We start from the raw sequence: 24,446 nt of genomic DNA, 5'->3' as shown, positions 1-24,446 counted from the left end.
GCCCGAGGAAAGCCGCCATGCGCTTGCACTGCCTGTATCTGCTGTTGCTGACCGCGCTGCCGGCCGCTGCGCAGATCTATCGCTACACCGATGCTAACGGCAACCCCGCCTACAGCGACCGACCACCCGCCGGGGTGCAGGGCCAGGCGGTCGAACTGGCACCGTTGAACCGCATTGCCCCGCCCCGCCCCACCCTCGCGCCGGCCAGCGAGCCCGAACTACTGCCGCCGGCCAGCGCCCCGACCTACAGCACCCTGGAACTGAACGGCATACCCAACGGCGGTGTGGTGCGCGCCAATAACGGCACCTTCAACGTCGAGGTCCGCCTGCAACCGCCCCTGCACAGCACCCACCGCCTGCGCCTGCTGCTGGACGACCAGCCCTATGGCCAGCCCGACACCGCGCCGAGCCTGCAACTGCTGAACCTCGACCGCGGCGAACACCGCCTGGCGGTGCAGGTGCTCGATGGCGAACAGGTGGTGCAACAAAGCCCGACGCTGACCTTCACCCTGCAACGGGTACATCGGCCCTGAGCTCCGGTCGCGCCAGGACTTGCGCATACAGGCGCCGCTCATGCTCGAGCAACCAGCGTTTGCGCCACAGCCCGCCGCCATAGCCGGTCAGTGAGCCGTCGGAACCTATCACCCGGTGGCAGGCAATCACGATGGCTATCTGGTTGGCGCCGTTGGCCCGGGCCACGGCCCGCACGGCGGAGGCCGAGCCGATGCTGTTCGCCACCTCGGCGTAACTGCGGGTGGTGCCGGGCGGTATCGCCCTGAGTGCCTGCCAGACCGTGCGGGTAAAAGCCGAAGCATTCAGCGCCAGCGGCGTGACGAAACTCGCCGACTCCCCGGCGAAAAAACGCCGCAATTCGTCCTCGATCTGATCGATGGGGGCAAAACGTCCGAAGCCGATGGTCGAGCCGGTGTGCTGCTGCAAGCGCTTGAGCTCAGTGGCCAGGGCCGGACGGTCGAAGAACTCCAGCAAATGCAGCGCCTGCGCATCGGCCACCGCCAGCATCGCCCCGATCGGGGTCTGCAGCCAGTCGGCCTTGAGCAGATCGCAACCACGCAGGTTCGACGGCGGTTGGCCGATCAGCCGACTGAAGGCGCTGCGAAAACCACTGTCGGAATCGAAACTGGCGCTGATCTGCGCCTCGATCACGCTGGCGCCACCCGCCAGTCGCTGCATGCCTTCGCCAATCCGGCGCAGGCGGGCCATTTCCAGGAAGGTCACGCCAAAGTGACGCTTGAAAGCCCGCCGTACCGTGGAAGGATCGAAGCCGCGCTCGATCAGGTCCTCTTCATACCAGCGCTTGTCGGCATGGCTTTCCAGCAAGGCGACCAATTGTTGGACCAGGGGCTCCTGGGCCCCGGTCTGCGCCAGCGGACGGCAGCGCAGGCAGGCCCGGAAACCGGCCTCGACGCAGGCCTTGATCGAACTGAAGAACACCGTGTTCTCGCGCTTGGGCTTGCGCGCCGCGCAAGTCAGCCGACAGAACACCCCCGTGCTCTTCACCCCGACGAAAGCGAACCCGTCATAGGCCGGATCGCGTTCGAGCAGGGCGCGGTACAGGGTGTCATCGTCGGGCAGTTGAAACAGCAAGGGGGCGTTGTCCATGGCTGTCTCCAGCACCAGAGAGAAATGTCCGTGCACTGTAGAGCAGCAGCGCAGCGGGTGCCGCCGCAAATCAGGCGTTGATTCGTCGACGGCCCCCCGTCACGGGTTCAAACGCGTTCGATCACCATGGCCACGCCCTGGCCGACGCCCACGCACAGGCTGACCACGGCATAGCGCTGCTGGGTGCGCTGCAGGGTGCGACAGGCGCTCAACGCCAGCCGCGCGCCGGAGGCGCCCAGCGGGTGACCGATGGCGATGGCGCCGCCGGTAGGGTTGACCCGCGGGTCGTCGAAATCCAGATCCAAGGCCTTGAGGCAGGCCAGCACCTGGGACGCGAACGCCTCGTTGATCTCGATCAGGTCGACCTGCTCCAGGCCGATGCGGGCCCGCTGCAAGGCCAGCAGTATGGCGGTGTGCGGACCGATGCCCATGAACTGCGGCTCGACGCCGACCGCCGCCGACGAGAGGATCCGCGCCAGCGGCCGCACCCCGTGTTCGAGTCCGATCTGGCGATCGCCGAGCAGCAGCACCGCCGCCCCGTCGTTGATCCCCGAGGCATTGCCCGCCGTCACCACGCCACCGGCGAACAGCGTGGGCAAGCGTGACAGGGCGGCCAGGTCGGAGCGCGGACGCGGATGCTCGTCATGCGCGACCGTCACGGTCTGGCCCCTGCGCCCGAGCGGCGCCTCGACGGCCATGATCTCGCCCTCCAGCACCCCGGCCTGCAAGGCGGCCTGGTAGCGCGCCTGGGACGCGGCGGCAAAGCGGTCGGCGTCCTCGCGCTCGATGGCATAGCGGCGCGCCAGGTTATCGCCGGTCTCGGGCATGCTGTGGTTGCCGTAGCGCTGCACCAGCCGCGGATTGGCGAAGCGCGCGCCGATGGTGCTGTCAGCCACGTCCAGGGTGCGGCTGTAGGCGCTTTCGGCCTTGGCCATGATAAACGGCGCGCGGGACATGCTCTCGACGCCGCCGGCCAGGTACAAGCGGCCCTCGCCGCAGGTGATCGCCCGGGCCGCGTCGATCACCGCCGACAGGCCGCTGGCGCACAGGCGGTTGACCGTCTGCCCGGCCACGCGCCAGGGCAGCCCGGCGCTGAGCAAGGCATTGCGCGCCAGGTTGCGGCTGTCCTCGCCGGCCTGGTTGGTACAACCGAGGATCACTTCTTCCAGCGCCTCGACGGGCAGCCCCGAGGTCTCCAATAGGCGCACCAGCAAGGGCGCTACAAGATCGTCCGGCCGTACGCCGGCCAGGCTGCCGCCGTGACGGCCGAAGGGTGTGCGCAAACCGCTGTAGATATAGGCATCGAGCATGACAAGCGTCTCGCAGGGATAGGAATCGACAGGCCTCAGGCCGGCAGCGGGTTTTCCGGCTGGCGCAGGGACAGCCCCAGCAGCGCCCGGCGCCGCAGCCAGGGGCTGGGGCGGTAACGCGGATCGCCGGTGAGCGCGTCCAGGCGTTCGAGGATCTGCAACAACCGCCCGGCGCCCAGCTGGTCGCCCCACTCCAGCGGCCCCAGCGGATAACCGAGGCCCAGGCGGACCGCCGCGTCGATATCGGCCACCGAGGCGATGCCCTGCTGGGCGATATCGCAGGCCAGGTTGACGATCGACGCCAGGGTGCGCTGGACAATGAAGCCGCAGCTGTCGCGGATCACCGTCACTGTGCCGCCATCGGCGCTGAACAGCGCATGGGCGGCCTCCTGCATGTCTGCGCGGGTCGCCGGGTTGAGCATCAGGCAGCGCTGGCTGTCGAGTTCCGGCAGGGTGTCGATGGCCACCGTGCGCGCCGGGTCCAGGGCATGGCGCAGGGCCGATTCGCTGGCGTCCTCGCCCAGCGGCGCCACCAGGCACAAGGCCTGGGCGGAAGGCCGCGAAGCGCTTTCGATGCGCGCCCCCAGGCGCTGGAGCAGGGTCAACAAGCGCAGCTTGCCGATTTCGTCATCGGCGACGATCCACACCGGTGGCAACACCGTACAGGACGGCACGTGCTGACGCTGGCGCGGCGCCCCGCCCGGCTCGCCATAGTCATAGAAGCCCTGGCCGCTCTTGCGCCCCAGGCGACCGCCCGCCAGCATCAGCCGCAGCACCGGGTGCGGCCGGTAACGCGGCTCTTCATAGAACTGTCGGTAGATCGATTCCATCACCGGCGCGCTGACATCCAGGCCGATCAGGTCCAGCAGCTCGAACGGCCCCATGGCGAAACCGGCGCTGTCGCGCAGCACCGCATCGATCAACCACGGCGGCGCCACGCCTTCGCTGAGAATGCGCAGGGCCTCGGTGCCGAAGGCGCGCCCCGCATGGTTGACGATAAAGCCGGGGGAATCCTTGACCCGCGCCGGGTGATAGCCAAGCCCCCGCACCAGCGCCTCCAGGCAGACCCCGACTTCAGCATCGGTAGCGAGGCCGTCGACCACCTCGACGATGCGCATCCGCGGTACGGGATTGAAGAAGTGCAACCCGGCCACCCGCTGCGGGTGGCGGCAGGCGCTGGCAATCGCGGTAATCGACAGCGACGAGGTATTGCTCGCCAGGATCGCCTGCGGCGCCAGCACCTCCTCCAGTTGCCGGAACAGCTGCTGCTTGGCCGCCAGGTCCTCGACTATCGCCTCGATCACCAGCTGGCAGTCGCGCAGCGCTTGCAGGCTGCCGACCACCCTCAGGTTATCCAGCGCCGCACTGGCCGCTTGCACGGTGATGCGCGCCTTCTCGGTCTGCTGGGCGAAGGTCGTCGCCAACTGTTCGCGGGCCGCGCTGGCGGCGCCGGGACGCGCATCGAACAGGCACACCTCGAACCCGGCCAGGGCCAGGACCTGGGCAATCCCGCGGCCCATGGCCCCGGTGCCGACCAGGCCGATACGTTGCAGTGGTTGCATGGTCATTCCCCCTGGAATTGCGGTTTGCGCTTGTGCAGAAAGGCCTGCATGCCCTCGCGCTGGTCACGAGAGCCAAACAGCAGCTGGAAGGCCTTGCGCTCCAGCACCAGCGCCTGCTCCAGCGGCATGTCCATGCCGGCCAGCAACACTTCCTTGATCTGCGCCACGGCCAGCGGCGGCATGGCGGCAATGGTGCTGGCCAGGGCCAGCGCGCGCGGCAGGGTGTCGTGGTCCGCCACCACCTCGCTGACCAGGCCCAGGCGCAACGCTTCGTCGGCCGGCACCTGGCAGCCGGTGAGCAACAGGCGCAGGGCCTGGAACTTGCCGACCGCGCGCAGCAGGCGCTGGATGCCACCGGCCCCCGGCATCACCCCGACCTTGATTTCCGGCTGGGCGAAACGCGCCGACTGGCCGGCGACGATCAGGTCGCAATGCATCGCCAGTTCGCAGCCACCGCCCAGAGCGTAGCCGTTGACCGCCGCGATCACCGGCTTGCGGCACGCGGAAATCGCCTGCCAGTGCCGCTCGGCGTGCCGGGCATAGAGTTGCAGCGCGCTGGCCTCCACCAGCTCGCCGAGGTCGGCGCCGGCGGCGAACACCCTGTCGCCGCCGGTCAGCACCACCACCCGGGTCTGCGGGCAGTCATCCAGGCGGCGGAAGTGTTCGGCCAGGGCCTCGCGCAACGCCATGTTCAGCGCATTGAGGGCCTGGGGACGGTTCAGCCGCAGCAGCGCCACGCCCGGCGCGGGCTGCTCCAGCAGAACCAGGGGTTGAGGACTAACGGATGGGCAACTCATGCAGTCTCCTGATGCGCGTGGTGCCCAGGGGCCGCGTCGCAAGCCGGCCTCCTGCGCATAACCTTTCAGCCGCGAACGATGCCGCGCTCGTACAGGGTGTCGATCGTCTGGCTGTCCAGGCCCAGGCCTTCGAGTACCCGGCGGGTGTCGGCCCCCAGCGCCGGCGGGGCATGGCGATAGCTGGCCGGGGTGCGGGACAGCTTGACCGGCGAACCGACGCCGCGGTAATCGCCGATGTCCACCAGCAGGCCGCGATGCCGGGTGTGCGGGTGCTCGACCACCTGGTCGATCGAGGCGATCGAGCCGCAGGGCACGCCCAGGCGGATCAGCCGGGCCGCCAGCAGCGTGCCGTCGTGCCTGGCCAGGCGCTCCTCCAGTTCCTGCTTCAACGCTTCACGATTGACCGAGCGCCGGCCGTTGTCGGCGAACCGCGGGTCATCGAGCAGCGCGCCAGCGTCCAGTTGCTCGCACAGCTTGGCGAACTGCCGGTCGTTGCCGACCGCCAGGAAAATCGGCTCGGTGCCGGTGCGGTAGCTGTCGTAGGGCGCGATGTTCGGATGGGCGTTGCCGGTGCGCCGCGGGGTCTTGCCGGCGGCGAAATAGTTGGCCAGGTGCGGGTGCAGCAGCGACACGCCGCAGTCGTACAGCGTGATGTCGAGGGACTGCCCCAGGCCGCTGCGATGCCGCTCGTTGAGCGCCAGGAGAATCCCCGCCAGGGCGTTGAGCCCGGTGACCATGTCGACGATCGGCAGGCCGATACGCAGCGGGCCGCTCTCGGCTTCGCCGTTGACGCTCATCAGCCCGGCCATCGCCTGGATCACCGCGTCGTAGCCGGGCAGGCCGCCCAGCGGACCGTCGCTGCCGAAACCGGAGACCGCGCAATGGATCAGCGCCGGGAAGCGCTGGCTCAGCACCTGGGCATAACCGATGCCCCAGCGGTCCAGGGTGCCGGGCTTGAAGTTCTCGATCAGCACATCGGCGCCTTCGAGCAGGCGCATCAGCAAGCGGATGCCTTCGGGCCGCGAGAGGTCCACGGCGATCCCTTGCTTGTTGCGGTTCACGCCACGGAAATACGCCGCATCGTCACCCTCGAAGGGCGGGCCCCAACCGCGGGTCTCGTCGCCGCCCAGGGGTTCGAGCTTGATCACTTCGGCGCCATGGTCGGCCAGGGCCTGGGAACAGTAAGGGCCGCCCAGCACCCGGCTCAGATCGATGACTTTCAGGCCGTGCAGGGCCCCTTGTGGATTGCTCATGGCTGTTCTCTGACAAAGATGGGGAGAGCCGTTCAGGCCGGCAGCAACTGCATGGCCTGGGTTTTCGACAGCGGGCTTTCATCCGCCAGGCGCGCCAGCAGCTCGGGCGCGAGCGCCGGTTCCGGCCGCAGCGGGTCGCGCGGTAGCAGCTTGTGCTGGAGCAGCAGGTGCGCCAGGGCCAGACGCCGGTAATCGGGCGCCTGGCGGCTCGCCTCCCAGGCCATGAAGATCGCCGTGGCGATGTGATAAAGCGCGCTGCCGGCCAGGCGCACCTGATCGTCGCGGTGCTCTTGCGCCACCTTTTCGATGGCCGCGACCGCGCGCTGCAGGGCCGTCTCGAACAGGCGCTGGCTGGCCTGCGGCAGGTCGGCCTCGGCGAGCAGGCCGGCGAGGTAATGCCGCAGGGGTTCCAGGGCCTGCTCGCGGGTCACGGCGCGGGCGATATCCAGGGCGACGATGTTGCTGGTGCCCTCCCAGATCGAGCCCAGGTGGGCATCGCGCACCAGCCGCGCATCGCTCCACTCCTCGATGTAGCCGACCCCGCCGCGCACCTCCATGGCATCGCCGGTGACCCGGCGCGCATCGCGGCAAGCGCGGAACTTGATCAGCGGGGTAAGGATGCGCACGCATTTGCGCGCCGCCTCGTCTCCGGCATCGGCCCTGGGCAGCAAGCTGGCGATCTGCATGAACATCGAGCGGGCCTGCTCGGCGGGCAGCATCATTTTCAACAACTGGCGCTGCATCAGCGGCATTTCGATCAGATGGCGGCCGAAGGCCCGGCGATGGCGCGCCACATACAGCGCCTCGTTGACCCCGCGGCGCATCAACCCGGCCGCGCGCACGCCGTTGGACAGGCGCGACATGTTGATCATGTCGGCCATCTGCTGGAACCCACGGCCGACCTCGCCGATCAGGTAGGCGGTGGCGCCGTCCAGGCTGATCTCGCCGCTGGCCATGGAGCGACTGCCCAGCTTGTCTTTAAGGCGCAGGATCCGGTAGGCGTTGCGCGAACCGTCGGGGCGCACCTTGGGCAGCAGGAACAGGCTGACCCCTTTCATGCCCGCTGGCGCGTCTTCCGGCCGGGCCAGGACCATCGCCAGGTCGGCGTCCGGGTTGGAGCAGAACCATTTGTCGCCGAACAGGCGCCACTCGCCGTGCTCCAGGCGCGCGCGGGTTTCGGTGCGCGCCACGTCGGAGCCGGCCGCCTGTTCGGTCATGAACATGGCGCCCTGGAACAGCTGGTCGAAATCCCGCGAGGCCAGCGACGGCAAGTAGCGCGCCACCAGTTCCGGCGAACCGAACTTGCGCAGGGTGCGGGTCAGCGAGTCGGTCATGCTCACCGGGCAGCACAGGCCGAACTCGGCCTGCACGAAAAGAAAGGTCAGGGCGTACTTGACCAGCGGCGCCACCGGCTCGGCGCAATGGCTCATGGAGGCCAGCCCCAGCTCGGCATAGGCGGCGCGCTCCAGGGCGACGAAATCCGGGTGCTTGCGGATGCTTTGCAGGTCTTCGCCACGGCGGGTGCGGGGCAGCAACTGCGGCGGGTTCTTGTCCGCCGACAGCGCCAGCACATCCAGCTCGCCACCGGCCCTGGCGCCGAGCTGGCGCAGGGTCGGCAGCCACTGGGCGTAGAGTTCCGGCGGCAGGTAGACGCCCAGCAGCGCGGCCAGGCCGGCGTCGCAATCGAACAGGTTCAGGCCCCGGCTGTCGGGGATATTCAGGGTGTCGGGGGCAGCTTCCGGCAGGGCGGTCATGGCGTCTCTCCAGGTTCTGGTGCCCCGAGACTAGAGTCGCCATCGATAAGTATCTAATACAAAATCTATCAACTACGATAAGAAAAACAGATCGTAAAGCGAGGACGCCAGCGTGGATCTCAAGCAGCTTCGTTACTTCGTCGCGGTCGCCGAGGAGCTTCATTTCGGCCGTGCCGCCGCTCGCCTGTTCATCTCCCAGCCAGCCCTGAGCTTCGATATCAAGAAGCTCGAAAGCCAGCTGGACGTGCAGTTGCTGACCCGCAACAACAAGTCGGTGAGCCTGACCAACGCCGGCCAGGTGCTGCTCGACGAAGCCCGCTACCTGCTGCTGCGGGCCGAGCAGGCGCGGCGCCTGACACTACGCTCGGCCCAGGGGTTCGTCGGCCGGCTGAGCATCGGCTTCGTCAACTCCATCCTGCACCGTGGCTTGCCGCAAGCGGTGAAGACCTTCGAGCAGGATCACCCGGACACCGAGATCGTGCTGATGGAAATGAACAGCGCCGAGCAGGCCCAGGCCCTGCAGCGCGGGCAGATCGATATCGGTTTCGTGCACCTGGGCCAGTTTCCCGAGAGCATCCGCTGCGAACCGGTGCTCGCCGAACCCTTCCTCTGCTGCCTGCCCCGCAGCCACCGGCTGGCGGGAAAGGCCAGCATCGACCTGGAAGAACTGGCCAACGACGATTTCATCCTGTTTCCGCGCAATGTCTCGCCGCACTACCACGACCTGATCATCGCCCGCTGCGTGGCCGCCGGGTTCAGCCCGCGCATCCGCCATGAAACCCGGCTGTGGCAAACGGTGGTGGCCATGGTGGCCTACGACATGGGCGTGGCCCTGGTTCCGCAGACATTGGCGGGCACCGGCAAGGAGGGCGTGCACTACTGCGACATCAACGGCGAAGGGGCCTTGTCCGAGGTCCATGCCATCCGCCATGCGGCCCAGCCGTCGGCCGCCGCGGAGAGTTTCCTGGCCGTGCTCAAGGCCCTGCAATAGCCCGTGGCGCGGGGGTTCCGAGGGCCGCCGACCATACGAAATCACGTATCAAACAATAAGATTTAATCATTATTTTTTTAATTCCTGCCTGTATAGGCTCCGTGCCGTCGGACCTTGCAACTACGTGATGCGCCCATTCGTGCAATGAACATCCGGGATGTCGCCAGGCGGCTTCCCGGAGGGCGCAAATAACAAGAACAACATGCAGGAATTGAATATGAATGCCGCCCACCAGAAAGCCCGCAAGGCGGGCATCGCTTCGTTCATCGGCACGACCATCGAATGGTATGACTTCTACGCCTACGGCATCGCCGCCGCGCTGGTCTTCGGCAAGGTGTTCTTCCCCGCCGACCTGCCTGCCGGCACCGCCACCCTGCTCTCGTTCCTGACCCTCTGGGCCGGCTTCATCGCCCGCCCCGTCGGCGGCATCATCTTCGGCCACCTGGGCGACCGGATCGGCCGCAAGACCACCCTGGTGATCACCCTGGTCATGATGGGCGTGGCCACCACCTGCATCGGCCTGCTGCCCGGCTACGCGCAGATCGGCATCTGGGCGCCGCTGGTGCTGGTGCTGCTGCGCATCGTCCAGGGTGTCGCGGTGGGCGGCGAATGGGGCGGCGCCATTCTCATCGCCAGCGAAAGCGCGCCCCGGGGCAAGGGCATCCTGTACGCGGCGTTCGCCCAGCAGGGCTCGCCGGCGGGCAACCTGCTGGCGACCCTGGTGTTCTTCGGCCTGAGCGCCCTGCCCGCGCCCGACTTCCTGCTCTGGGGCTGGCGCATTCCGTTCCTGCTCTCGGCGGCGCTGGTGATCGTCGGCATGGTCATTCGCCTCAAGCTCGAAGAGTCGGACGACATGAAACGCCTCATCCAGCAGAAGAAGACCGTCAAGCTGCCGATTCTCGAAGTCCTGCGCAGCCACTGGCAACTGGTGCTGCTGGGCGCCGGGGTGCTGCCGATCATCCATGTGACCTACTTCAAGAGCACCTTTGCCCTGTCCTGGGCCACCAAGGAACTGGGCTACAGCCAGGGCACCTTTCTCAGCGTGATCGTCATCGCCCTGGTGGTGCAGTTCATCACCCAGCCCCTGGGCGCCCTGCTGGTTTCGCGCATGGACATGCGCAAGGCCGTGGTGCTGATGGTGCTGCCGGAGTTCGTGCTGATGCCGGCGATGTTCTTCGCCGTGGAAACCGGCGTCTACTGGATCGCCGTGCTCGGCATGTGCCTGGCCACCGTGCCGCACTCGATGTTCTACGGCGCCGTGGGCGGCATCCTGGCCCGCGCCTTCCCGACCCGGGTGCGCTACAGCGGCCTGTCGATTTCCTACCAGCTGTGCTCGTTGCTGGTGGGTGGGGCCACGCCGGTGCTGGCCCAGGGCATTCTCAACAACACCGGGAGCATTCTCGGCGTCGCCATCGCCTCGGCCTGCTATGCCCTGGTCTCCCTGGTGTGCATGCTCCTGCTGCTCAAGCGCATCGGCCATGACGCCCGCGAGCTGTCCACCGCCGAACAGGCGGATGCCGCCGAGCTGGCCCGGGAACCCCAGGCCCTGACCGCCGACGAGCCCGCCACCCCGACTCGACCGGGCCTCGACAAGGACCCGCAACCGGCCCACTGAGCCCTCGCCCCGCCGCACTCGCCAAGGCCCGCCACTGCGCGAGCCTTTTTGCGTGCCCTGCCATTCGCTGCCCGGCCACTCTTTAGCGCACCGCCGAAGAATTCGCACTATATTGGTGCATCAAGCCGCACCTTTATTCATCCGCAGCCCATTTTGGTTCGAAACTACCCAGGCAGGCCGGCAAAACGCCGCCAATGCCCGGTTTAAACGTCCATTTCAGGGCCCCAACGCTTCTTTTCGGAGCCTTGGTTTGGTTTTTGCATTTTCCCGATGACAGCGCCCCGTCCATGAGCACGCCCTCCATGACCATCAGCGATCAATTGCACCGTTTGCTCCTCGACAACCTGACCACCGCGACCATCCTGCTCAACGCCGACCTGCGCCTTGAGTACATGAACCCGGCGGCGGAAATGTTGCTGGCCATCAGCGGTCAGCGCAGCCATGGGCAATTCATCAGCGAACTGTTCACCGAATCGGCCGAGGCCCTCAGTTCCCTGCGCCAGGCGGTGGAACAGGCGCATCCGTTCACCAAGCGCGAAGCCATGCTCACCGCCCTGACCGGCCAGACCCTGACCGTGGACTACGCCGTCACGCCGATCCTGAGCAACGGCGACACCCTGCTGTTGCTGGAGGTGCACCCGCGCGACCGCCTACTGCGGATCACCAAGGAAGAGGCGCAGCTGTCCAAGCAGGAAACCAGCAAGATGCTGGTGCGCGGCCTGGCCCACGAGATCAAGAACCCCCTCGGCGGGATCCGCGGCGCCGCGCAATTGCTGGCCCGGGAACTGCCGGAAGAGAGCCTCAAGGACTACACCAACGTCATCATCGAAGAGGCCGACCGCCTGCGGAACCTGGTGGACCGCATGCTCGGCTCCAACAAGCTGCCATCGCTGGCCCTGTGCAACGTGCACGAAGTGCTGGAGCGCGTGGGCAGCCTGGTGGAAGCCGAAAGCCAGGGCGGCATCACCCTGGTGCGCGACTACGACCCGAGCATTCCCGATGTGCTGATCGACCGCGAGCAGATGATCCAGGCGGTGCTCAACATCGTGCGCAACGCCATGCAGGCCATCGGCAGCCAGAACGAGCTGCGCCTGGGCCGCATCACCCTGCGCACCCGCACCATGCGCCAGTTCACCATCGGCCATGTGCGCCATCGCCTGGTGACCAAGATCGAGATCATCGACAACGGCCCGGGCATTCCCGCGGAACTGCAGGAAACCCTCTTCTTCCCCATGGTCAGCGGCCGTCCGGACGGTACCGGGCTGGGCCTGGCCATTACCCAGAACATCATCAGCCAGCACCAGGGCCTGATCGAGTGTGACAGCTATCCCGGCCACACCACCTTCTCGATCTTTCTGCCACTGGAACAAGGAGCCCCATCGACATGAGCCGTAGTGAAACCGTGTGGATCGTCGATGACGACCGTTCTATCCGTTGGGTCCTGGAAAAAGCCTTGCAACAGGAAGGCATGACCACCCAGAGCTTCGATAGCGCCGATGGGGTGATGAGCCGCCTGGCCCGCCAGCAGCCGGACGTGATCATCTCCGACATCCGGATGCCCGGCGCCAGCGGCCTGGACCTGCTGGCGCGGATTCGCGAACAGCACCCGCGCCTGCCGGTGATCATCATGACCGCGCACTCCGACCTGGACAGCGCTGTCGCCTCCTACCAGGGCGGCGCCTTCGAGTACCTGCCCAAGCCGTTCGATGTCGACGAGGCGGTGTCGCTGGTCAAGCGCGCCAACCAGCATGCCCAGGAGCAGCAAGGCCTGGAGGCAGTCCCGGCGCTGGCCAGCACCCCGGAGATCATCGGCGAAGCGCCGGCGATGCAGGAGGTGTTCCGCGCCATCGGCCGCCTCAGCCATTCCAATATCACCGTGCTGATCAACGGCGAATCCGGCACCGGCAAAGAGCTGGTGGCCCACGCCCTGCATCGCCACAGCCCGCGGGCGAGCTCGCCGTTCATCGCGCTGAACATGGCGGCGATCCCCAAGGACCTGATGGAATCCGAGCTGTTCGGCCATGAAAAAGGCGCCTTCACCGGCGCGGCCAACCTGCGCCGCGGACGCTTCGAGCAGGCCGACGGCGGCACCCTGTTCCTCGACGAGATCGGCGACATGCCGGCCGATACCCAGACCCGCCTGCTGCGGGTGCTGGCCGACGGCGAGTTCTACCGGGTCGGCGGGCATGTGCCGGTCAAGGTCGACGTGCGGATCATCGCCGCGACCCACCAGAACCTGGAAACCCTGGTGCATGCCGGCAAGTTCCGCGAAGACCTGTTCCACCGCCTGAACGTGATCCGCATCCATATCCCGCGCCTGTCGGACCGCCGCGAAGACATCCCGACCCTGGCCAAGCACTTCCTCGGCCGCGCCGCCCAGGAGCTGGCCGTCGAGCCCAAGCTGCTGAAGAACGAGACCGAGGAATACCTGAAGAACCTGCCGTGGCCCGGCAACGTGCGCCAGCTGGAGAACACCTGCCGCTGGATCACGGTGATGGCCTCGGGTCGCGAAGTGCATATCAGCGACTTGCCGCCGGAGCTGCTGAGCCTGCCGCAGGACGCCGCGCCGGTGACCAACTGGGAGCAGGCCCTGCGCCAGTGGGCCGACCAGGCCCTGGCCCGCGGCCAGTCGAACCTGCTCGACAGCGCCGTGCCGAGCTTCGAGCGGATCATGATCGAGACCGCCCTCAAGCACACCGCCGGCCGCCGGCGCGATGCCGCCGTGCTGCTGGGCTGGGGCCGCAACACCCTGACGCGCAAGATCAAGGAACTGGGGATGAAGGTCGACGGCGGCGACGAGGAGGACAGCGACGAGGCTTGAGCCGCTGCTGCAGGGTAAGACCATCGGGCTGTGTTGAATGACAGGCCCTATCGCGGGCAAGCCTCGCTCCTACGAATCACGCGAACCGTAGGAGCGAGGCTTGCCCGCGATGCTTTTTGTGCACCGAAATGGTGAGCCTGCACCGCCGAAAGGCTCGGCCAGAAAGAGAATCCGCTTCCGGACGGCCACGCCACGCCGGACAAGAACAACGCCGCAAAACGGCGAAAGCCCCGAAAACCGGGGCCTCCAGCTTGACCCTGGAATTAACTGAACCGTTTAAGCCGGAATTGGCACGCCCCCTGCAGTAACAAGATCACGAGCGCCACCGCTCACCCGTTTTGGGGACCTTGGTACAGGCAGGCCGAGCATCCCCCTCTTTACACCCGGACCCACACCGCTCACAGCGACGGGTCCACCCGGTTTCGGGAACCCCGGTACAGGCAGGCCGGGGACTTCCCGCTTTATCCAGGGCCCGACGCGCTCAGCGCTCCGGCCCACACGCTTTTGGGGACCCTGGTACAGGCAGGCCGGGAATCCCCTCTTTTATTCCTCCCGCAGGCGCAGCTCCAGGCGCCAGCGCCCGTCGACCTCGCGGCCGGACCATTCGCCGTGCAGCGGCCGCGCCGCGACCACGTTCAGCAGCAACCCCTCTTGCGCCGCCCGTACCCGCCAGTTGGCATCCCTGGCATTGACCTTCAACTGGCCCTTCTGCGCCCGCCCCTCGGCCTCGAACAACAGCGCCACGGCACCGTCGACATGTTCGCCATGGACCTTGGGCTCGTTGTTGAACCACACCACCAGGCCATCGGGCTCGACCTGCACTTGCTGCAACTCGGTGGGGTCCGGATTGGTCAGGCGACCGATCATCAGCCCGACCATCACGCCAAAGATCGCCAGCGAGCCGAATACGCGCAGCATTAGCTTCGGCCTGACGTCGGCTTCAGGCGTAGAATGCGGCCTGTCTTTTTCTTCGGAGCCGTGCATGTTTCACGTCATCCTTTTTCAACCAGAAATTCCGCCGAATACCGGCAATGTCATCAGGCTCTGCGCCAACAGCGGCTGCCACCTGCATTTGATCGAGCCGCTGGGTTTCGAAATGGACGACAAGCGCCTGCGCCGGGCCGGCCTCGACTATCACGAGTATGCCACCCTGCAACGCCATGCCGATCTTGCCAGTTGCCTGGAAAGCCTCGGCCATCCACGCCTGTTCGCCTTTACCACCAAGGGCTCGCGGCCGTTCCACGATGCCAGCTTCGCCGAGGGCGACGCCTTCCTGTTCGGCCCGGAAAGCCGCGGCCTACCGGCCGAAGTGCTGGACGCCCTGCCCGGCGACCATCGCCTGCGCCTGCCCATGCGCGAAGGCTGCCGCAGCCTGAACCTGTCCAACACCGTGGCGGTGGCCGTCTACGAAGCCTGGCGCCAGCTGGGCTTCAAGTAGGAGCGAAGCTTGCTCGCGATGAACTCCAACGATGCTGCGGTGTGACTGTTGGACCGCCGCTTTGCGGCTATCGCGGGCAAGCCTCGCTCCTACCTGGATGTTTCGCCCAAGCATGAAAAAAGCGCCGTCAAAGGCGCTTTTTTCATGCTCGGGCAAAGCCCTTATTGAACGGTGTTCTCACCGGCCTGCAGGCGTTGCAGCTCTTGCGCGTACAGCGCGTCGAAGTTCACCGGAGCCAGCATCAGGGCCGGGAACGAACCGCGGGTCACCAGGCTGTCCAGCGCTTCGCGAGCGTACGGGAACAGGATGTTCGGGCAGAACGCGCCCAGGGTGTGGCTCATCGAAGCGTCGTCCAGGTTCTTGATCAGGAAGATACCGGCCTGTTGCACTTCGGCGATGAACGCCACTTCGTCACCGTTCTTCACGGTAACCGAGAGGGTCAGCACGACTTCGTGGAAACCTTCTTCCAGCGCCTTCTGGCGGGTGTTCAGGTCCAGGCCGACGCTCGGCTCCCACTGTTGGCGGAAGATCGCCGGGCTTTTTGGAGCTTCGAAAGACAGGTCACGCACATAGATGCGCTGCAGCGAGAATTGCGGTGCGGATTCGTCTTCGGTCGCAGCGGTGTTCTGTTGGTCAGTCATCTCAGATCCTTCTTGATCTCGGGTCTTGTAAGGGGTTGCTGAACGGGGTGGTCGGTCAGGCCGCGAGCAGCGCGTCGAGCTTGCCGGCGCGCTCCAGGGCGAACAGATCGTCACAGCCACCCACATGAGTGCTGCCGATCCAGATCTGCGGCACGGACGTGCGCCCGGCCTTCTGGGCCATCTCGGCGCGGACCTGCGGCTTGCCGTCGACCTTGATCTCCTCGAAGGCTACGCCTTTGTTCTCGAGCAGGTACTTGGCCCGCGAGCAGTAGGGGCAGTAATCGCTGGAATAGACGACGACATGGGCCATGTCACTTCACCAGCGGCAGGTTGTCGGCTTTCCAGCTGCCGACGCCGCCGGACAGCTTGGCGGCGGTGAAGCCGGACTTCATCAGCTCGCGGGCATGGGTGCCGGCGTGCTGACCCAGGGCGTCGACCAGGATGATGGTCTTGGCCTTGTGCTTTTCCAGCTCGCCGACACGGGCGGCCAGCTTGTCTTGAGGAATGTTCAGTGCGCCGACGATATGGCCCGCGGCGAAGTCCTTGGACGGACGGATGTCGATCACCACGCCCTGCTCGTTGTTGACCAGCGCGGTCAGTTCCCGGGTGCTGAGGCTGCGGCCGCCGCGGCTCAATTCGTGAGCGATCAGCAGAGCCAGCAAGATGACGAAGGCGCCGACGAGCAAGTAGTGTTCAGTGGCGAATTGAATCAGGTGAGCAACCATCTAAGGAGGTTCCAGGGCGTTAAAATGTCGGCCAGTATACACAGCCCTCCGGGCCGGCCAAACCCCGCCCGGCGGTGACGCCGATGGAACTACCCTTTAAACTGCCACTCCCTTTTTCAACATCTCCCAATCCAGCCACGAGTGGAATCTATGACTACCACGCCTAAACCTTTGGTCCTGATGATCCTGGATGGCTTCGGTCACAGCGAGAGCCACGAATCCAACGCTATCTACGCGGCCAGGAAGCCGGTCCTGGACCGCCTGTACGCCAGCGTGCCGCATGGCCTGATCTCGGGTTCGGGCATGGATGTCGGCCTGCCGGACGGCCAGATGGGCAACTCCGAAGTCGGCCACATGAACCTCGGCGCCGGGCGCGTGGTGTACCAGGACTTCACCCGTGTCACCAAGGCCATCCGCGACGGCGAGTTCTTCGAGAACCCGACGATCTGCGCCGCGGTGGACAAGGCCGTGGCCGCCGACAAGGCCGTGCACATCCTGGGCCTGCTGTCCGACGGCGGCGTGCACAGCCACCAGGACCACCTGGTCGCCATGGCCGAGCTGGCCTTCAAGCGCGGCGCCGAGAAAATCTACCTGCACGCCTTCCTCGACGGTCGCGACACCCCGCCGAAGAGCGCTGCCTCGTCCATCGAGCTGCTGGACGAAACCTTCAAGACCCTGGGCAAGGGCCGCATCGCCAGCCTGATCGGCCGCTACTTCGCCATGGACCGCGACAACCGCTGGGACCGCGTCGCCCAGGCCTATGACCTGATCGTCGACGGCAAGGGCGAGTTCAACGCCGCCAATGCCCAGGAAGGCTTGCAGGCCGCCTACGAGCGCGGCGAGAGCGACGAGTTCGTCAAGGCCACCACCCTCGGCGAGCCGGTGAAAGTCGAAGACGGCGACGCCGTGGTATTCATGAACTTCCGCGCCGACCGCGCCCGCGAGCTGAGCCGGGTGTTCGTCGAGGACGGCTTCAAGGAATTCGCCCGCGCGCGCCAGCCGAAACTGGCCGGCTTCGTCATGCTGACCCAGTACGCGGCCAGCATCCCGGCCCCGTCGGCCTTTGCCCCGGGCAGCCTGGACAACGTGCTGGGCGACTATCTGGCGAAAAACGGCAAGACCCAGCTGCGCATCGCCGAGACCGAGAAATACGCCCACGTGACCTTCTTCTTCTCCGGTGGCCGTGAAGAGCCGTTCCCGGGCGAGGAACGCATCCTGATCCCGTCGCCGAAAGTCGCCACCTACGACCTGCAGCCGGAAATGAGCGCCCCGGAAGTCACCGACAATATCGTCGATGCCATCGAGAATCAGCGCTACGACGTGATAGTGGTCAACTACGCCAACGGCGACATGGTCGGCCATAGCGGCGTGTTCGACGCCGCGGTCAAGGCCGTGGAATGCCTGGACCAGTGCGTCGGCCGCATCGTCGACGCCCTGGAAAAGGTCGGTGGCGAAGCCCTGATCACCGCCGACCACGGCAACGTCGAGCAGATGTCCGACGCCTCCACCGGCCAGGCGCACACCGCGCATACCAGCGAGCCGGTGCCGTTCATCTACGTCGGCAAGCGCGACCTGAAAGTCCGCGAAGGCGGCGTCCTGGCCGACGTGGCGCCGACCATGCTCAAGCTGCTGGGCCTGCCGCAGCCGGCGGAAATGACTGGCACTTCGATACTGGTCTGATATCAAAAGGCCCAATAATCGGCCGGAAACGGCCTTTTATGACGAACGCCTCAAAGCAGTTGGCTTTGAGGCGTTTTTTTTGCCGCGAGGGGCGGGCATACTAGGCCGTCCCTTTCCCTGGTGTCGCCCGCCTCTATGCTTCGCGCCCTGATTACCCTCGCTCTGATCTGCCTGCTCCAACCGGCCTTCGCCGACGAGCGCGCGCAAACCCAACAACAGTTGGACGCCACGCGTCAGGACATCGCCGAGCTGAAGAAGCTGCTGGGCAAGCTGCAGGAAGAAAAGTCCGGCGTGCAGAAAGAGCTGCGCGGCACCGAGACCGAGATGGGCAAGCTGGAGAAGCAGGTCGACGCCCTGCAGAAAGAGCTGAAGAAAAGCGAATCCGAGCTGCAGCGACTCGATGAGGAGAAAAAAAAACTCCAGAGCGCGCGCGTTGAACAGCAACGACTGATCGCCATCCAGGCCCGCGCCGCCTACCAGAACGGCCGCCAGGAATACCTCAAGCTGCTGCTCAACCAGCAGAACCCGGAAAAATTCGCCCGCACCCTTACCTATTACGACTACCTGAGCCAGGCCCGCCTGGAACAGCTGAAGAACTTCAACGAGACCCTGCGCCAGCTGGCCAACGTCGAGAAAGAAATCGAACTGCAGCAAGCCCAGCTGCTGGTGCAGAAAAGCAGCCTGGACACCCAGCGCGATGAACTGGACAAGGTCCGCAAGGAACGCCAGGTGGCCCTGGCCAAGCTCAACGACGACGTGAAGGCCCGTGGCGACAAGCTCAAGGCCCGCGAACAGGACCAGGCCGACCTGGGCCGGGTGCTGAAAACCATCGAGGAAACCCTGGCCCGCCAGGCCCGAGAGGCAGAAGAAGCGCGGCAGAAAGCGCTGATCGCCCAGCAGGAAGCCGAAAAAAAGCGTTTGCGTGAGGCCCAGGCCGATGCCGACGCCAGCCCGCGCAAGCCGCCCCGAGCCGCTCCCGGCCCCCTGGTTTCCAGCACCGGCGCCTCCTATGGAGGCCCTTTTGCTTCGGCCCGGGGAAAACTTCCATGGCCGGTCGACGGTCGACTGCTGGCACGCTTCGGCGAAACCCGCGGCGACGATGCCCGGACCAAGTGGGACGGGGTGATGATCAGCGCCTCGGCCGGCAGCCAGGTACATGCCGTGCATGGCGGCCGCGTGGTATTCGCCGACTGGTTGCGCGGCGCCGGCCTGCTGGTGATCCTCGACCACGGCAACGGCTATTTGAGCCTCTACGGGCACAACCAGACGCTGCTCAAGGAAGCCGGCGACATCGTCAAGGCCGGCGAGTCCATCTCCACTGTGGGCAGCAGTGGCGGACAGGGCGCGCCTGCGCTGTACTTCGCTATTCGCCAGCAGGGCCGCCCAAGCGACCCGGCACAATGGTGCCGCGCGCAAGGATAAGCGCGCCATCTCATTCAGGAGTTCGTTCGACATGCTGCATTTGTCCCGCCTCACCTCGCTGGCCCTGACGATCGCTCTGGTGATCGGTGCGCCCCTGGCGTTCGCCGCCGAAACCGCTCAATCGGCAGCCGCCACGACCACCAAGGCGCCGTTACCGCTCGAAGAGCTGCGCACCTTTGCCGAGGTCATGGACCGGATCAAGGCCGCCTATGTCGAACCCGTGGACGACAAGACGCTGCTGGAGAACGCCATCAAGGGCATGCTCAGCAACCTTGACCCGCACTCGGCCTACCTGGGCCCCGAAGACTTCGCCGAGCTGCAGGAAAGCACCAGCGGCGAGTTCGGCGGCCTGGGCATCGAAGTCGGCGCCGAGGACGGCATCATCAAGGTGGTGTCGCCGATCGACGACACCCCGGCGTCCAAGGCCGGCATCCAGGCCGGCGACCTGATCGTCAAGATCAACGGCCAGCCGACCCGCGGCCAGAGCATGACCGAAGCCGTGGACAAGATGCGCGGCAAGATCGGCCAGAAGATCACCCTGACCCTGGTACGCGACGGCGGCGCGCCGTTCGACGTGACGCTGGCCCGCGCCACCATTCAGGTCAAGAGCGTGAAGAGCCAGCTGCTGGAGTCGGGCTACGGCTACATCCGCATCACCCAGTTCCAGGTCAAGACCGGCGAAGAGGTCTCCAAGGCCCTGGCCAAGCTGCGCAAGGACAACGGCAAGAAGCTCAACGGCATCATCCTCGACCTGCGCAACAACCCGGGCGGCGTGCTGCAATCGGCGGTGGAAGTGGTCGACCACTTCATCACCAAGGGCCTGATCGTCTACACCAAGGGCCGCATCGCCAATTCCGAGCTGCGCTTCTCCGCCACCGGCAAGGACGAGAGCGAAGCCGTGCCGATGGTGGTGCTGATCAACGGCGGCAGCGCCTCGGCGTCGGAGATCGTCGCCGGCGCCTTGCAAGACCAGAAGCGCGCGGTGCTGATGGGCACCACCAGCTTCGGCAAGGGCTCGGTGCAGACCGTGCTGCCGCTGAACAACGATCGCGCGCTGAAGATCACCACCGCGCTGTACTTCACCCCCAACGGCCGCTCGATCCAGGCCCAGGGCATCGTGCCGGACATCGAGGTACGCCGCGCCAAGATCACCAACGAAGCGCAGGACAACGAGTACTTCAAGGAAGCCGACCTGCAGGGCCACCTGGGCAATGGCAACGGCGGCGCCGACAAGCCGACCACTTCCGGCAGCAAGCCCAAGCCGATGCCGCAGGACGACGACTACCAGCTGGCCCAGGCCCTCAGCCTGCTCAAGGGCCTGAGCATCACCCGCAGCAAGTGATGGAACCTGTCGCGAGCAAGCCCGCGCCTCCTGCTCTTACCGTAGGAGCGAAGCTTGCTCGCGATAGCGTCCGGATGACCGCCACACACCCCCAAGGCCTTACCCGCACCGCATGATGACCAACCAGCGCCAACCCTCCACACGGTTGCCGTGGAGGCTCATGATCGGGCTTCTGTGCCTCCTCGCCCTCTCCTCGCCCCAGGCTGCCGAGCCCGCGCCACGCAAGGCCTACCTGAGCCTGATCATCGACGACCTCGGGCAGAACCTGCCCCGCGATCGCCGGGTGCTGGCGCTGCCAGGCCCGGTGACCACGGCGATCATGCCCGACACGCCCCACGCCGCCGAGTTCGCCCGCGAAGCCCACCGCGCCGGCAAGATCGTCATCCTGCACATGCCGATGGACCCGGCCACCGGCCCCTTCGCCTGGCACCCCGAGCTGCCCGTCGAAGAACTGGAAAAACGCCTTGATGCGGCCTTCAAGGCCGTGCCCTACACCAGCGGCATCAACAATCACATGGGCAGCCGCATGACCTCCCAGCCCCAGGCCATGGCCTGGCTGATGGCCGAGCTGCAACGCCGCCACAAGTTCTTCGTCGACAGCCGCACCAGCGCCAAGACTGTAGCCGCCGCCGAGGCGCAGAAAATCGGCCTGGCCAGTGTGTCCCGCGATGTGTTCCTCGACGATGAACGCACCGAAGCCGCCATCGCCAGCCAGTTGCAGAGCGCGATCAACCTGGCGCACAAGCAGGGTTCAGCGGTGGTGATCGGCCACCCCTACCCGCAGACCCTGGCCGTGCTCGAGCGCGAGCTGCCCAGGCTCAAGGCCCAGGGCATCGACTGGATCGATATCAAGTTGATGATCAGCGTGCGTAGCAACAAGGCCATGAGCGGGCATGGCAAGGATGGGGTGTACCGCTGAGGTTTGGCGGTGGCCGTTACATCGCATCGCGGGCAAGTCGGATCGCCGCCCGCTCGCTCCTACAGAAGCCGTGTCGGGCGCAATTGCCGCAAACGACTTGAATCTGTAGGAGCGAGGCTTGCCCGCGATAGCGATTCCAGCCTGCTTACAGATAGCGGCCCATGATCTCTTCCACCAGGCCTTCCTGACGCAACTGATCCAGCGCGGCCTGCAACCGGGCGACGGTTTCGTCCGGCACCTCCTTGTTCAGCGCCAGGTACAGCTGGGTGCTGTGGAAACGCAGCACGGTCTTGAGCCCGCTCACGCCCGCTTGCTTGGCCAGGTAACGGCCGGCGGGGTCACCGGTGGCCCACAGGTCGATATGACCCTCGACCAGCTTGCGGGCGTTGTCCTGATCCTTGAGCACCACCAGCGGGTTCAAGCCCTGCTTGGCCAGGGTCTCGGCGATGGCATCGCCCTTGTAGGCGCCGATCCGGTATTTGCGCGCCTGCTCCAGGGATTGCAGGGCGATCTTGCTGTCTTCCCGGGCCAGCATGATCCAGTCGTCCGGGCCGATGGGGCCGACCCACTTGAACAGCTTCTCCCGATCCGGCAGCCGTGCCATGACAAACACGCCGTACCCCGGCTGCTCCAGGGCGAGCTTGTAGATGCGCTCCCAGGGAAAGCGCAGGGTCAGGCTGTAGTTGATCCCGGCACGCTTGAACATCTCGCGGACGATATCCACGGCGATGCCGTCGATATTCTCGCCCTGGGCGAAGTTCTTGCCGTTGCGGGCCATGTTGTAGGGGGGAAAGTTTTCCGTCAGCAGCACCAGGGAGGGGCCGGACGTTTCCGCTGCGCGAGCGCCTGCGGCAAGGAATACCGAAGCGCTGGCAAGCACAAGAAGAAGACGTTTGAACATGACGGGCTACCGGAATCCATGGCGTGCCCAAGAGTGCCGCGAGCCCGCCATGCTGTCCAGTGGCTACGCCCTGCGAAAGTCGCCAAGCGGCGGCCAGGCCGCTTGCCATCGACCTAGCGTACGACGATACCGCGGTGCGCCATGTAGGCCTTGGCCTCGGGAACCGTGTACTCGCCGAAGTGGAAGATGCTCGCCGCCAGCACCGCGCTGGCGTGACCTTCGAGAATGCCGTCGGCCAGATGCTGCAGGTTGCCGACGCCGCCGGAAGCGATCACCGGAATACCCAGGGCATCGCTGATGGCCCGGGTCACACCCAGGTCGAAGCCGTTTTTCATGCCGTCCTGGTCCATGCTGGTCAGCAGGATCTCACCGGCGCCCAGGCCTTCCATCTTCTTCGCCCATTCCACCGCATCCAGCCCGGTGGGCTTGCGCCCGCCGTGGGTGAAGATTTCCCAGCGCGGGGTTTCGCCCGGGCCGGAGACCTTCTTCGCATCGATGGCGACGACGATGCACTGCGAGCCGAAATGCTGCGCCGCTTCGCCGACGAACTCAGGATTGAACACCGCGGCGGTGTTGATCGAGACCTTGTCCGCGCCGGCGTTGAGCAGGTTGCGGATGTCCTGCACGGTGCGCACGCCACCGCCCACGGTCAGCGGGATGAACACCTGGCTGGCCATGCGTTCGACGGTGTGCAGGGTGGTGTCGCGGCCATCGACGCTGGCGGTGATGTCGAGAAAGGTAATCTCGTCGGCACCCTGCTCGTCGTAACGACGGGCGATTTCCACCGGGTCGCCGGCGTCGCGGATGTTTTCGAACTTCACACCCTTGACCACGCGACCGTTGTCCACGTCCAGGCAAGGGATGATGCGTTTAGCCAGCGCCATGGGGAGTTCCTCAGCCTTGATACGAATCGCAGAAGGCTTGCGCCTCGGCGACATCGAGGGTGCCTTCGTAGATCGCCCGGCCGGTGATGGCGCCGATGATCCCCGGCGCCTTGGCGTCCAGCAGGGCCTTGATATCGCCCAGGTTGTGGATGCCGCCGGAAGCGATTACCGGAATCCGGGTCGCCGCGGCCAGGGCCGCGGTGAAGGGGACATTGCAGCCCTGCATCATGCCGTCTTTGGCGATGTCGGTATAAACGATCGCGGACACGCCGTCGGCTTCGAAGCGCTTGGCCAGGTCGATCACCTGCACGCTGCTGACTTCGGCCCAGCCGTCGGTGGCGACGAAACCGTCCTTGGCGTCCAGACCGACGATCACCTTGCCCGGGAAGGCGCGGCAGGCCTCGGCGACGAACTCCGGCTCCTTCACCGCCTTGGTGCCGATGATCACGTAGCTCACACCCGCCTTGACGTAGTGCTCGATGGTTTCCAGCGAGCGGATGCCGCCGCCGATCTGGATCGGCAGGTTGGGGTAGCGCCTGGCGATGGCGGTGACCACTTCGCCGTTGACCGGCTGGCCTTCGAAGGCGCCGTTCAGATCGACCAGATGCAGGCGGCGGCAGCCGCCCTCCACCCACTTGGCAGCCATGCTCACCGGGTCATCGGAGAACACCGTGGAATCTTCCATGCGGCCCTGGCGCAGACGGACACAGGCGCCGTCCTTGAGATCGATAGCGGGAATAATCAGCATCTGGCAAACCTTCAAATTCGATT

At 66.0% G+C, this 24,446-nt stretch carries 23 protein-coding genes; 10 read left to right on the top strand and 13 right to left on the bottom strand.

Annotation, left to right across the window (positions count from 1 at the left end; genetic code table 11):
- Window positions 1-17: 17 nt before the first annotated feature.
- Window positions 18-533: a DUF4124 domain-containing protein gene (locus tag TO66_RS01870; protein WP_044460720.1), complete on the top strand. Its 516-nt coding sequence runs from the start codon at window positions 18-20 to the stop codon at window positions 531-533.
- On the opposite strand, the gene TO66_RS01865 is transcribed toward TO66_RS01870, so the two are convergent.
- The 6 genes from TO66_RS01865 to TO66_RS01840 all read right to left on the bottom strand — a co-directional run bounded on the left by TO66_RS01865 (window position 505) and on the right by TO66_RS01840 (window position 8,296).
- Window positions 505-1,620, bottom strand: coding sequence for a bifunctional transcriptional activator/DNA repair enzyme AdaA (locus tag TO66_RS01865; protein ID WP_044460719.1), 1,116 nt, complete (start codon window positions 1,618-1,620; stop codon window positions 505-507). The genes TO66_RS01870 and TO66_RS01865 overlap by 29 nt on opposite strands.
- Window positions 1,621-1,727: 107 nt before the next feature.
- Complete coding sequence (locus tag TO66_RS01860; protein ID WP_044460718.1) at window positions 1,728-2,930, bottom strand: 3-oxoadipyl-CoA thiolase; 1,203 nt, start codon at window positions 2,928-2,930, stop codon at window positions 1,728-1,730.
- A 35-nt stretch (window positions 2,931-2,965) separates the two neighbouring features.
- Window positions 2,966-4,492: a 3-hydroxyacyl-CoA dehydrogenase gene (locus TO66_RS01855; protein ID WP_044460717.1), complete on the bottom strand. Its 1,527-nt coding sequence runs from the start codon at window positions 4,490-4,492 to the stop codon at window positions 2,966-2,968.
- A 2-nt stretch (window positions 4,493-4,494) separates the two neighbouring features.
- Window positions 4,495-5,289 (bottom strand): enoyl-CoA hydratase, encoded by a 795-nt coding sequence (locus TO66_RS01850; protein ID WP_044460716.1) that lies wholly within the window; start codon window positions 5,287-5,289, stop codon window positions 4,495-4,497.
- 65 nt (window positions 5,290-5,354) lie between these two features.
- The gene (locus TO66_RS01845) at window positions 5,355-6,542 is read right to left on the bottom strand and encodes a CaiB/BaiF CoA-transferase family protein (protein WP_044460715.1); all 1,188 of its coding nucleotides are present in this window, start codon (window positions 6,540-6,542) and stop codon (window positions 5,355-5,357) included.
- A 32-nt stretch (window positions 6,543-6,574) separates the two neighbouring features.
- Entirely contained in the window at window positions 6,575-8,296 is a 1,722-nt protein-coding gene (locus TO66_RS01840) for an acyl-CoA dehydrogenase family protein (RefSeq protein WP_044460714.1), read from the bottom strand.
- A gap of 112 nt (window positions 8,297-8,408) precedes the next feature.
- Between TO66_RS01840 and TO66_RS01835 the strand changes: the two genes are divergently transcribed.
- From TO66_RS01835 to ntrC, 4 genes are all read left to right on the top strand, one after another.
- Window positions 8,409-9,287, top strand: coding sequence for a LysR family transcriptional regulator (locus TO66_RS01835; RefSeq protein ID WP_044460713.1), 879 nt, complete (start codon window positions 8,409-8,411; stop codon window positions 9,285-9,287).
- Between the two features lie 217 nt (window positions 9,288-9,504).
- Complete coding sequence (locus TO66_RS01830) at window positions 9,505-10,902, top strand: MFS transporter (protein ID WP_409077164.1); 1,398 nt, start codon at window positions 9,505-9,507, stop codon at window positions 10,900-10,902.
- A gap of 302 nt (window positions 10,903-11,204) precedes the next feature.
- On the top strand, window positions 11,205-12,290 hold the full coding sequence (glnL, locus tag TO66_RS01825; protein ID WP_044460712.1) for a nitrogen regulation protein NR(II): 1,086 nt from the start codon (window positions 11,205-11,207) through the stop codon (window positions 12,288-12,290).
- A complete protein-coding gene (gene ntrC / locus TO66_RS01820; protein ID WP_044460711.1) occupies window positions 12,287-13,723 on the top strand; it encodes a nitrogen regulation protein NR(I) in 1,437 nt (478 codons plus the stop codon). Before glnL ends, ntrC begins: the two co-directional genes overlap by 4 nt.
- Before the next feature lie 543 nt (window positions 13,724-14,266).
- Here the strand turns inward: ntrC and TO66_RS01815 are convergent.
- Complete coding sequence (locus TO66_RS01815) at window positions 14,267-14,707, bottom strand: hypothetical protein (RefSeq protein ID WP_044460710.1); 441 nt, start codon at window positions 14,705-14,707, stop codon at window positions 14,267-14,269.
- Here TO66_RS01815 and TO66_RS01810 point away from each other — a divergent pair.
- Window positions 14,706-15,161 carry a tRNA (cytidine(34)-2'-O)-methyltransferase gene (locus tag TO66_RS01810; RefSeq protein WP_044460709.1) on the top strand — a complete coding sequence of 152 codons (456 nt, stop codon included), beginning with the start codon at window positions 14,706-14,708 and terminating at the stop codon, window positions 15,159-15,161. The two genes, TO66_RS01815 and TO66_RS01810, sit on opposite strands and share 2 nt — an antisense overlap.
- A gap of 161 nt (window positions 15,162-15,322) precedes the next feature.
- Here TO66_RS01810 and secB read toward each other — a convergent pair whose 3' ends face one another.
- The 3 genes from secB to TO66_RS01795 are packed head-to-tail and all read right to left on the bottom strand — an operon-like array spanning window position 15,323 to window position 16,527.
- On the bottom strand, window positions 15,323-15,802 hold the full coding sequence (gene secB / locus TO66_RS01805; RefSeq protein ID WP_044460708.1) for a protein-export chaperone SecB: 480 nt from the start codon (window positions 15,800-15,802) through the stop codon (window positions 15,323-15,325).
- A 55-nt stretch (window positions 15,803-15,857) separates the two neighbouring features.
- Window positions 15,858-16,112 (bottom strand): glutaredoxin 3, encoded by a 255-nt coding sequence (grxC, locus tag TO66_RS01800; RefSeq protein ID WP_044460707.1) that lies wholly within the window; start codon window positions 16,110-16,112, stop codon window positions 15,858-15,860.
- Window position 16,113: 1 nt separating this feature from the next.
- On the bottom strand, window positions 16,114-16,527 hold the full coding sequence (locus TO66_RS01795) for a rhodanese-like domain-containing protein (RefSeq protein ID WP_044460706.1): 414 nt from the start codon (window positions 16,525-16,527) through the stop codon (window positions 16,114-16,116).
- Between the two features lie 150 nt (window positions 16,528-16,677).
- Between TO66_RS01795 and gpmI the strand changes: the two genes are divergently transcribed.
- The 4 genes from gpmI (at window position 16,678) to TO66_RS01775 (ending at window position 21,890) form a co-directional block, all read left to right on the top strand.
- A complete protein-coding gene (gene gpmI / locus TO66_RS01790; protein WP_044460705.1) occupies window positions 16,678-18,207 on the top strand; it encodes a 2,3-bisphosphoglycerate-independent phosphoglycerate mutase in 1,530 nt (509 codons plus the stop codon).
- A gap of 135 nt (window positions 18,208-18,342) precedes the next feature.
- Window positions 18,343-19,629: a murein hydrolase activator EnvC gene (locus tag TO66_RS01785; RefSeq protein WP_044460704.1), complete on the top strand. Its 1,287-nt coding sequence runs from the start codon at window positions 18,343-18,345 to the stop codon at window positions 19,627-19,629.
- Between the two features lie 31 nt (window positions 19,630-19,660).
- Window positions 19,661-20,971: a S41 family peptidase gene (locus TO66_RS01780; RefSeq protein ID WP_044460703.1), complete on the top strand. Its 1,311-nt coding sequence runs from the start codon at window positions 19,661-19,663 to the stop codon at window positions 20,969-20,971.
- A 160-nt stretch (window positions 20,972-21,131) separates the two neighbouring features.
- Window positions 21,132-21,890 (top strand): divergent polysaccharide deacetylase family protein, encoded by a 759-nt coding sequence (locus tag TO66_RS01775; protein ID WP_044460702.1) that lies wholly within the window; start codon window positions 21,132-21,134, stop codon window positions 21,888-21,890.
- Between the two features lie 145 nt (window positions 21,891-22,035).
- On the opposite strand, the gene TO66_RS01770 is transcribed toward TO66_RS01775, so the two are convergent.
- The 3 genes from TO66_RS01770 to hisA all read right to left on the bottom strand — a co-directional run bounded on the left by TO66_RS01770 (window position 22,036) and on the right by hisA (window position 24,423).
- Window positions 22,036-22,791: an ABC transporter substrate-binding protein gene (locus tag TO66_RS01770; protein WP_044460701.1), complete on the bottom strand. Its 756-nt coding sequence runs from the start codon at window positions 22,789-22,791 to the stop codon at window positions 22,036-22,038.
- Window positions 22,792-22,904: 113 nt separating this feature from the next.
- A complete protein-coding gene (gene hisF / locus TO66_RS01765) occupies window positions 22,905-23,675 on the bottom strand; it encodes an imidazole glycerol phosphate synthase subunit HisF (RefSeq protein WP_007921812.1) in 771 nt (256 codons plus the stop codon).
- Between the two features lie 10 nt (window positions 23,676-23,685).
- Complete coding sequence (gene hisA, locus TO66_RS01760) at window positions 23,686-24,423, bottom strand: 1-(5-phosphoribosyl)-5-[(5-phosphoribosylamino)methylideneamino]imidazole-4-carboxamide isomerase (protein ID WP_044460700.1); 738 nt, start codon at window positions 24,421-24,423, stop codon at window positions 23,686-23,688.
- Window positions 24,424-24,446 lie beyond the last annotated feature (23 nt).

It is taken from the genome of Pseudomonas sp. MRSN 12121 (assembly GCF_000931465.1).
GTDB lineage: Bacteria > Pseudomonadota > Gammaproteobacteria > Pseudomonadales > Pseudomonadaceae > Aquipseudomonas.
This window is presented reverse-complemented; position numbering and strand designations above follow the sequence as displayed.

Coding starts and splice junctions, on each gene's coding strand:
- TO66_RS01870 (WP_044460720.1), top strand. CDS start 18: ATGCGCTTGCACTGCCTGTATCTGCTGTTGCTGACCGCGCTGCCGGCC.
- TO66_RS01865 (WP_044460719.1), bottom strand. CDS start 1,620: ATGGACAACGCCCCCTTGCTGTTTCAACTGCCCGACGATGACACCCTG.
- TO66_RS01860 (WP_044460718.1), bottom strand. CDS start 2,930: ATGCTCGATGCCTATATCTACAGCGGTTTGCGCACACCCTTCGGCCGT.
- TO66_RS01855 (WP_044460717.1), bottom strand. CDS start 4,492: ATGCAACCACTGCAACGTATCGGCCTGGTCGGCACCGGGGCCATGGGC.
- TO66_RS01850 (WP_044460716.1), bottom strand. CDS start 5,289: ATGAGTTGCCCATCCGTTAGTCCTCAACCCCTGGTTCTGCTGGAGCAG.
- TO66_RS01845 (WP_044460715.1), bottom strand. CDS start 6,542: ATGAGCAATCCACAAGGGGCCCTGCACGGCCTGAAAGTCATCGATCTG.
- TO66_RS01840 (WP_044460714.1), bottom strand. CDS start 8,296: ATGACCGCCCTGCCGGAAGCTGCCCCCGACACCCTGAATATCCCCGAC.
- TO66_RS01830 (WP_409077164.1), top strand. CDS start 9,505: ATGAATGCCGCCCACCAGAAAGCCCGCAAGGCGGGCATCGCTTCGTTC.
- glnL (WP_044460712.1), top strand. CDS start 11,205: ATGACCATCAGCGATCAATTGCACCGTTTGCTCCTCGACAACCTGACC.
- ntrC (WP_044460711.1), top strand. CDS start 12,287: ATGAGCCGTAGTGAAACCGTGTGGATCGTCGATGACGACCGTTCTATC.
- TO66_RS01810 (WP_044460709.1), top strand. CDS start 14,706: ATGTTTCACGTCATCCTTTTTCAACCAGAAATTCCGCCGAATACCGGC.
- TO66_RS01815 (WP_044460710.1), bottom strand. CDS start 14,707: ATGCACGGCTCCGAAGAAAAAGACAGGCCGCATTCTACGCCTGAAGCC.
- secB (WP_044460708.1), bottom strand. CDS start 15,802: ATGACTGACCAACAGAACACCGCTGCGACCGAAGACGAATCCGCACCG.
- grxC (WP_044460707.1), bottom strand. CDS start 16,112: ATGGCCCATGTCGTCGTCTATTCCAGCGATTACTGCCCCTACTGCTCG.
- TO66_RS01795 (WP_044460706.1), bottom strand. CDS start 16,527: ATGGTTGCTCACCTGATTCAATTCGCCACTGAACACTACTTGCTCGTC.
- gpmI (WP_044460705.1), top strand. CDS start 16,678: ATGACTACCACGCCTAAACCTTTGGTCCTGATGATCCTGGATGGCTTC.
- TO66_RS01785 (WP_044460704.1), top strand. CDS start 18,343: ATGCTTCGCGCCCTGATTACCCTCGCTCTGATCTGCCTGCTCCAACCG.
- TO66_RS01780 (WP_044460703.1), top strand. CDS start 19,661: ATGCTGCATTTGTCCCGCCTCACCTCGCTGGCCCTGACGATCGCTCTG.
- TO66_RS01775 (WP_044460702.1), top strand. CDS start 21,132: ATGATCGGGCTTCTGTGCCTCCTCGCCCTCTCCTCGCCCCAGGCTGCC.
- TO66_RS01770 (WP_044460701.1), bottom strand. CDS start 22,791: ATGTTCAAACGTCTTCTTCTTGTGCTTGCCAGCGCTTCGGTATTCCTT.
- hisF (WP_007921812.1), bottom strand. CDS start 23,675: ATGGCGCTGGCTAAACGCATCATCCCTTGCCTGGACGTGGACAACGGT.
- hisA (WP_044460700.1), bottom strand. CDS start 24,423: ATGCTGATTATTCCCGCTATCGATCTCAAGGACGGCGCCTGTGTCCGT.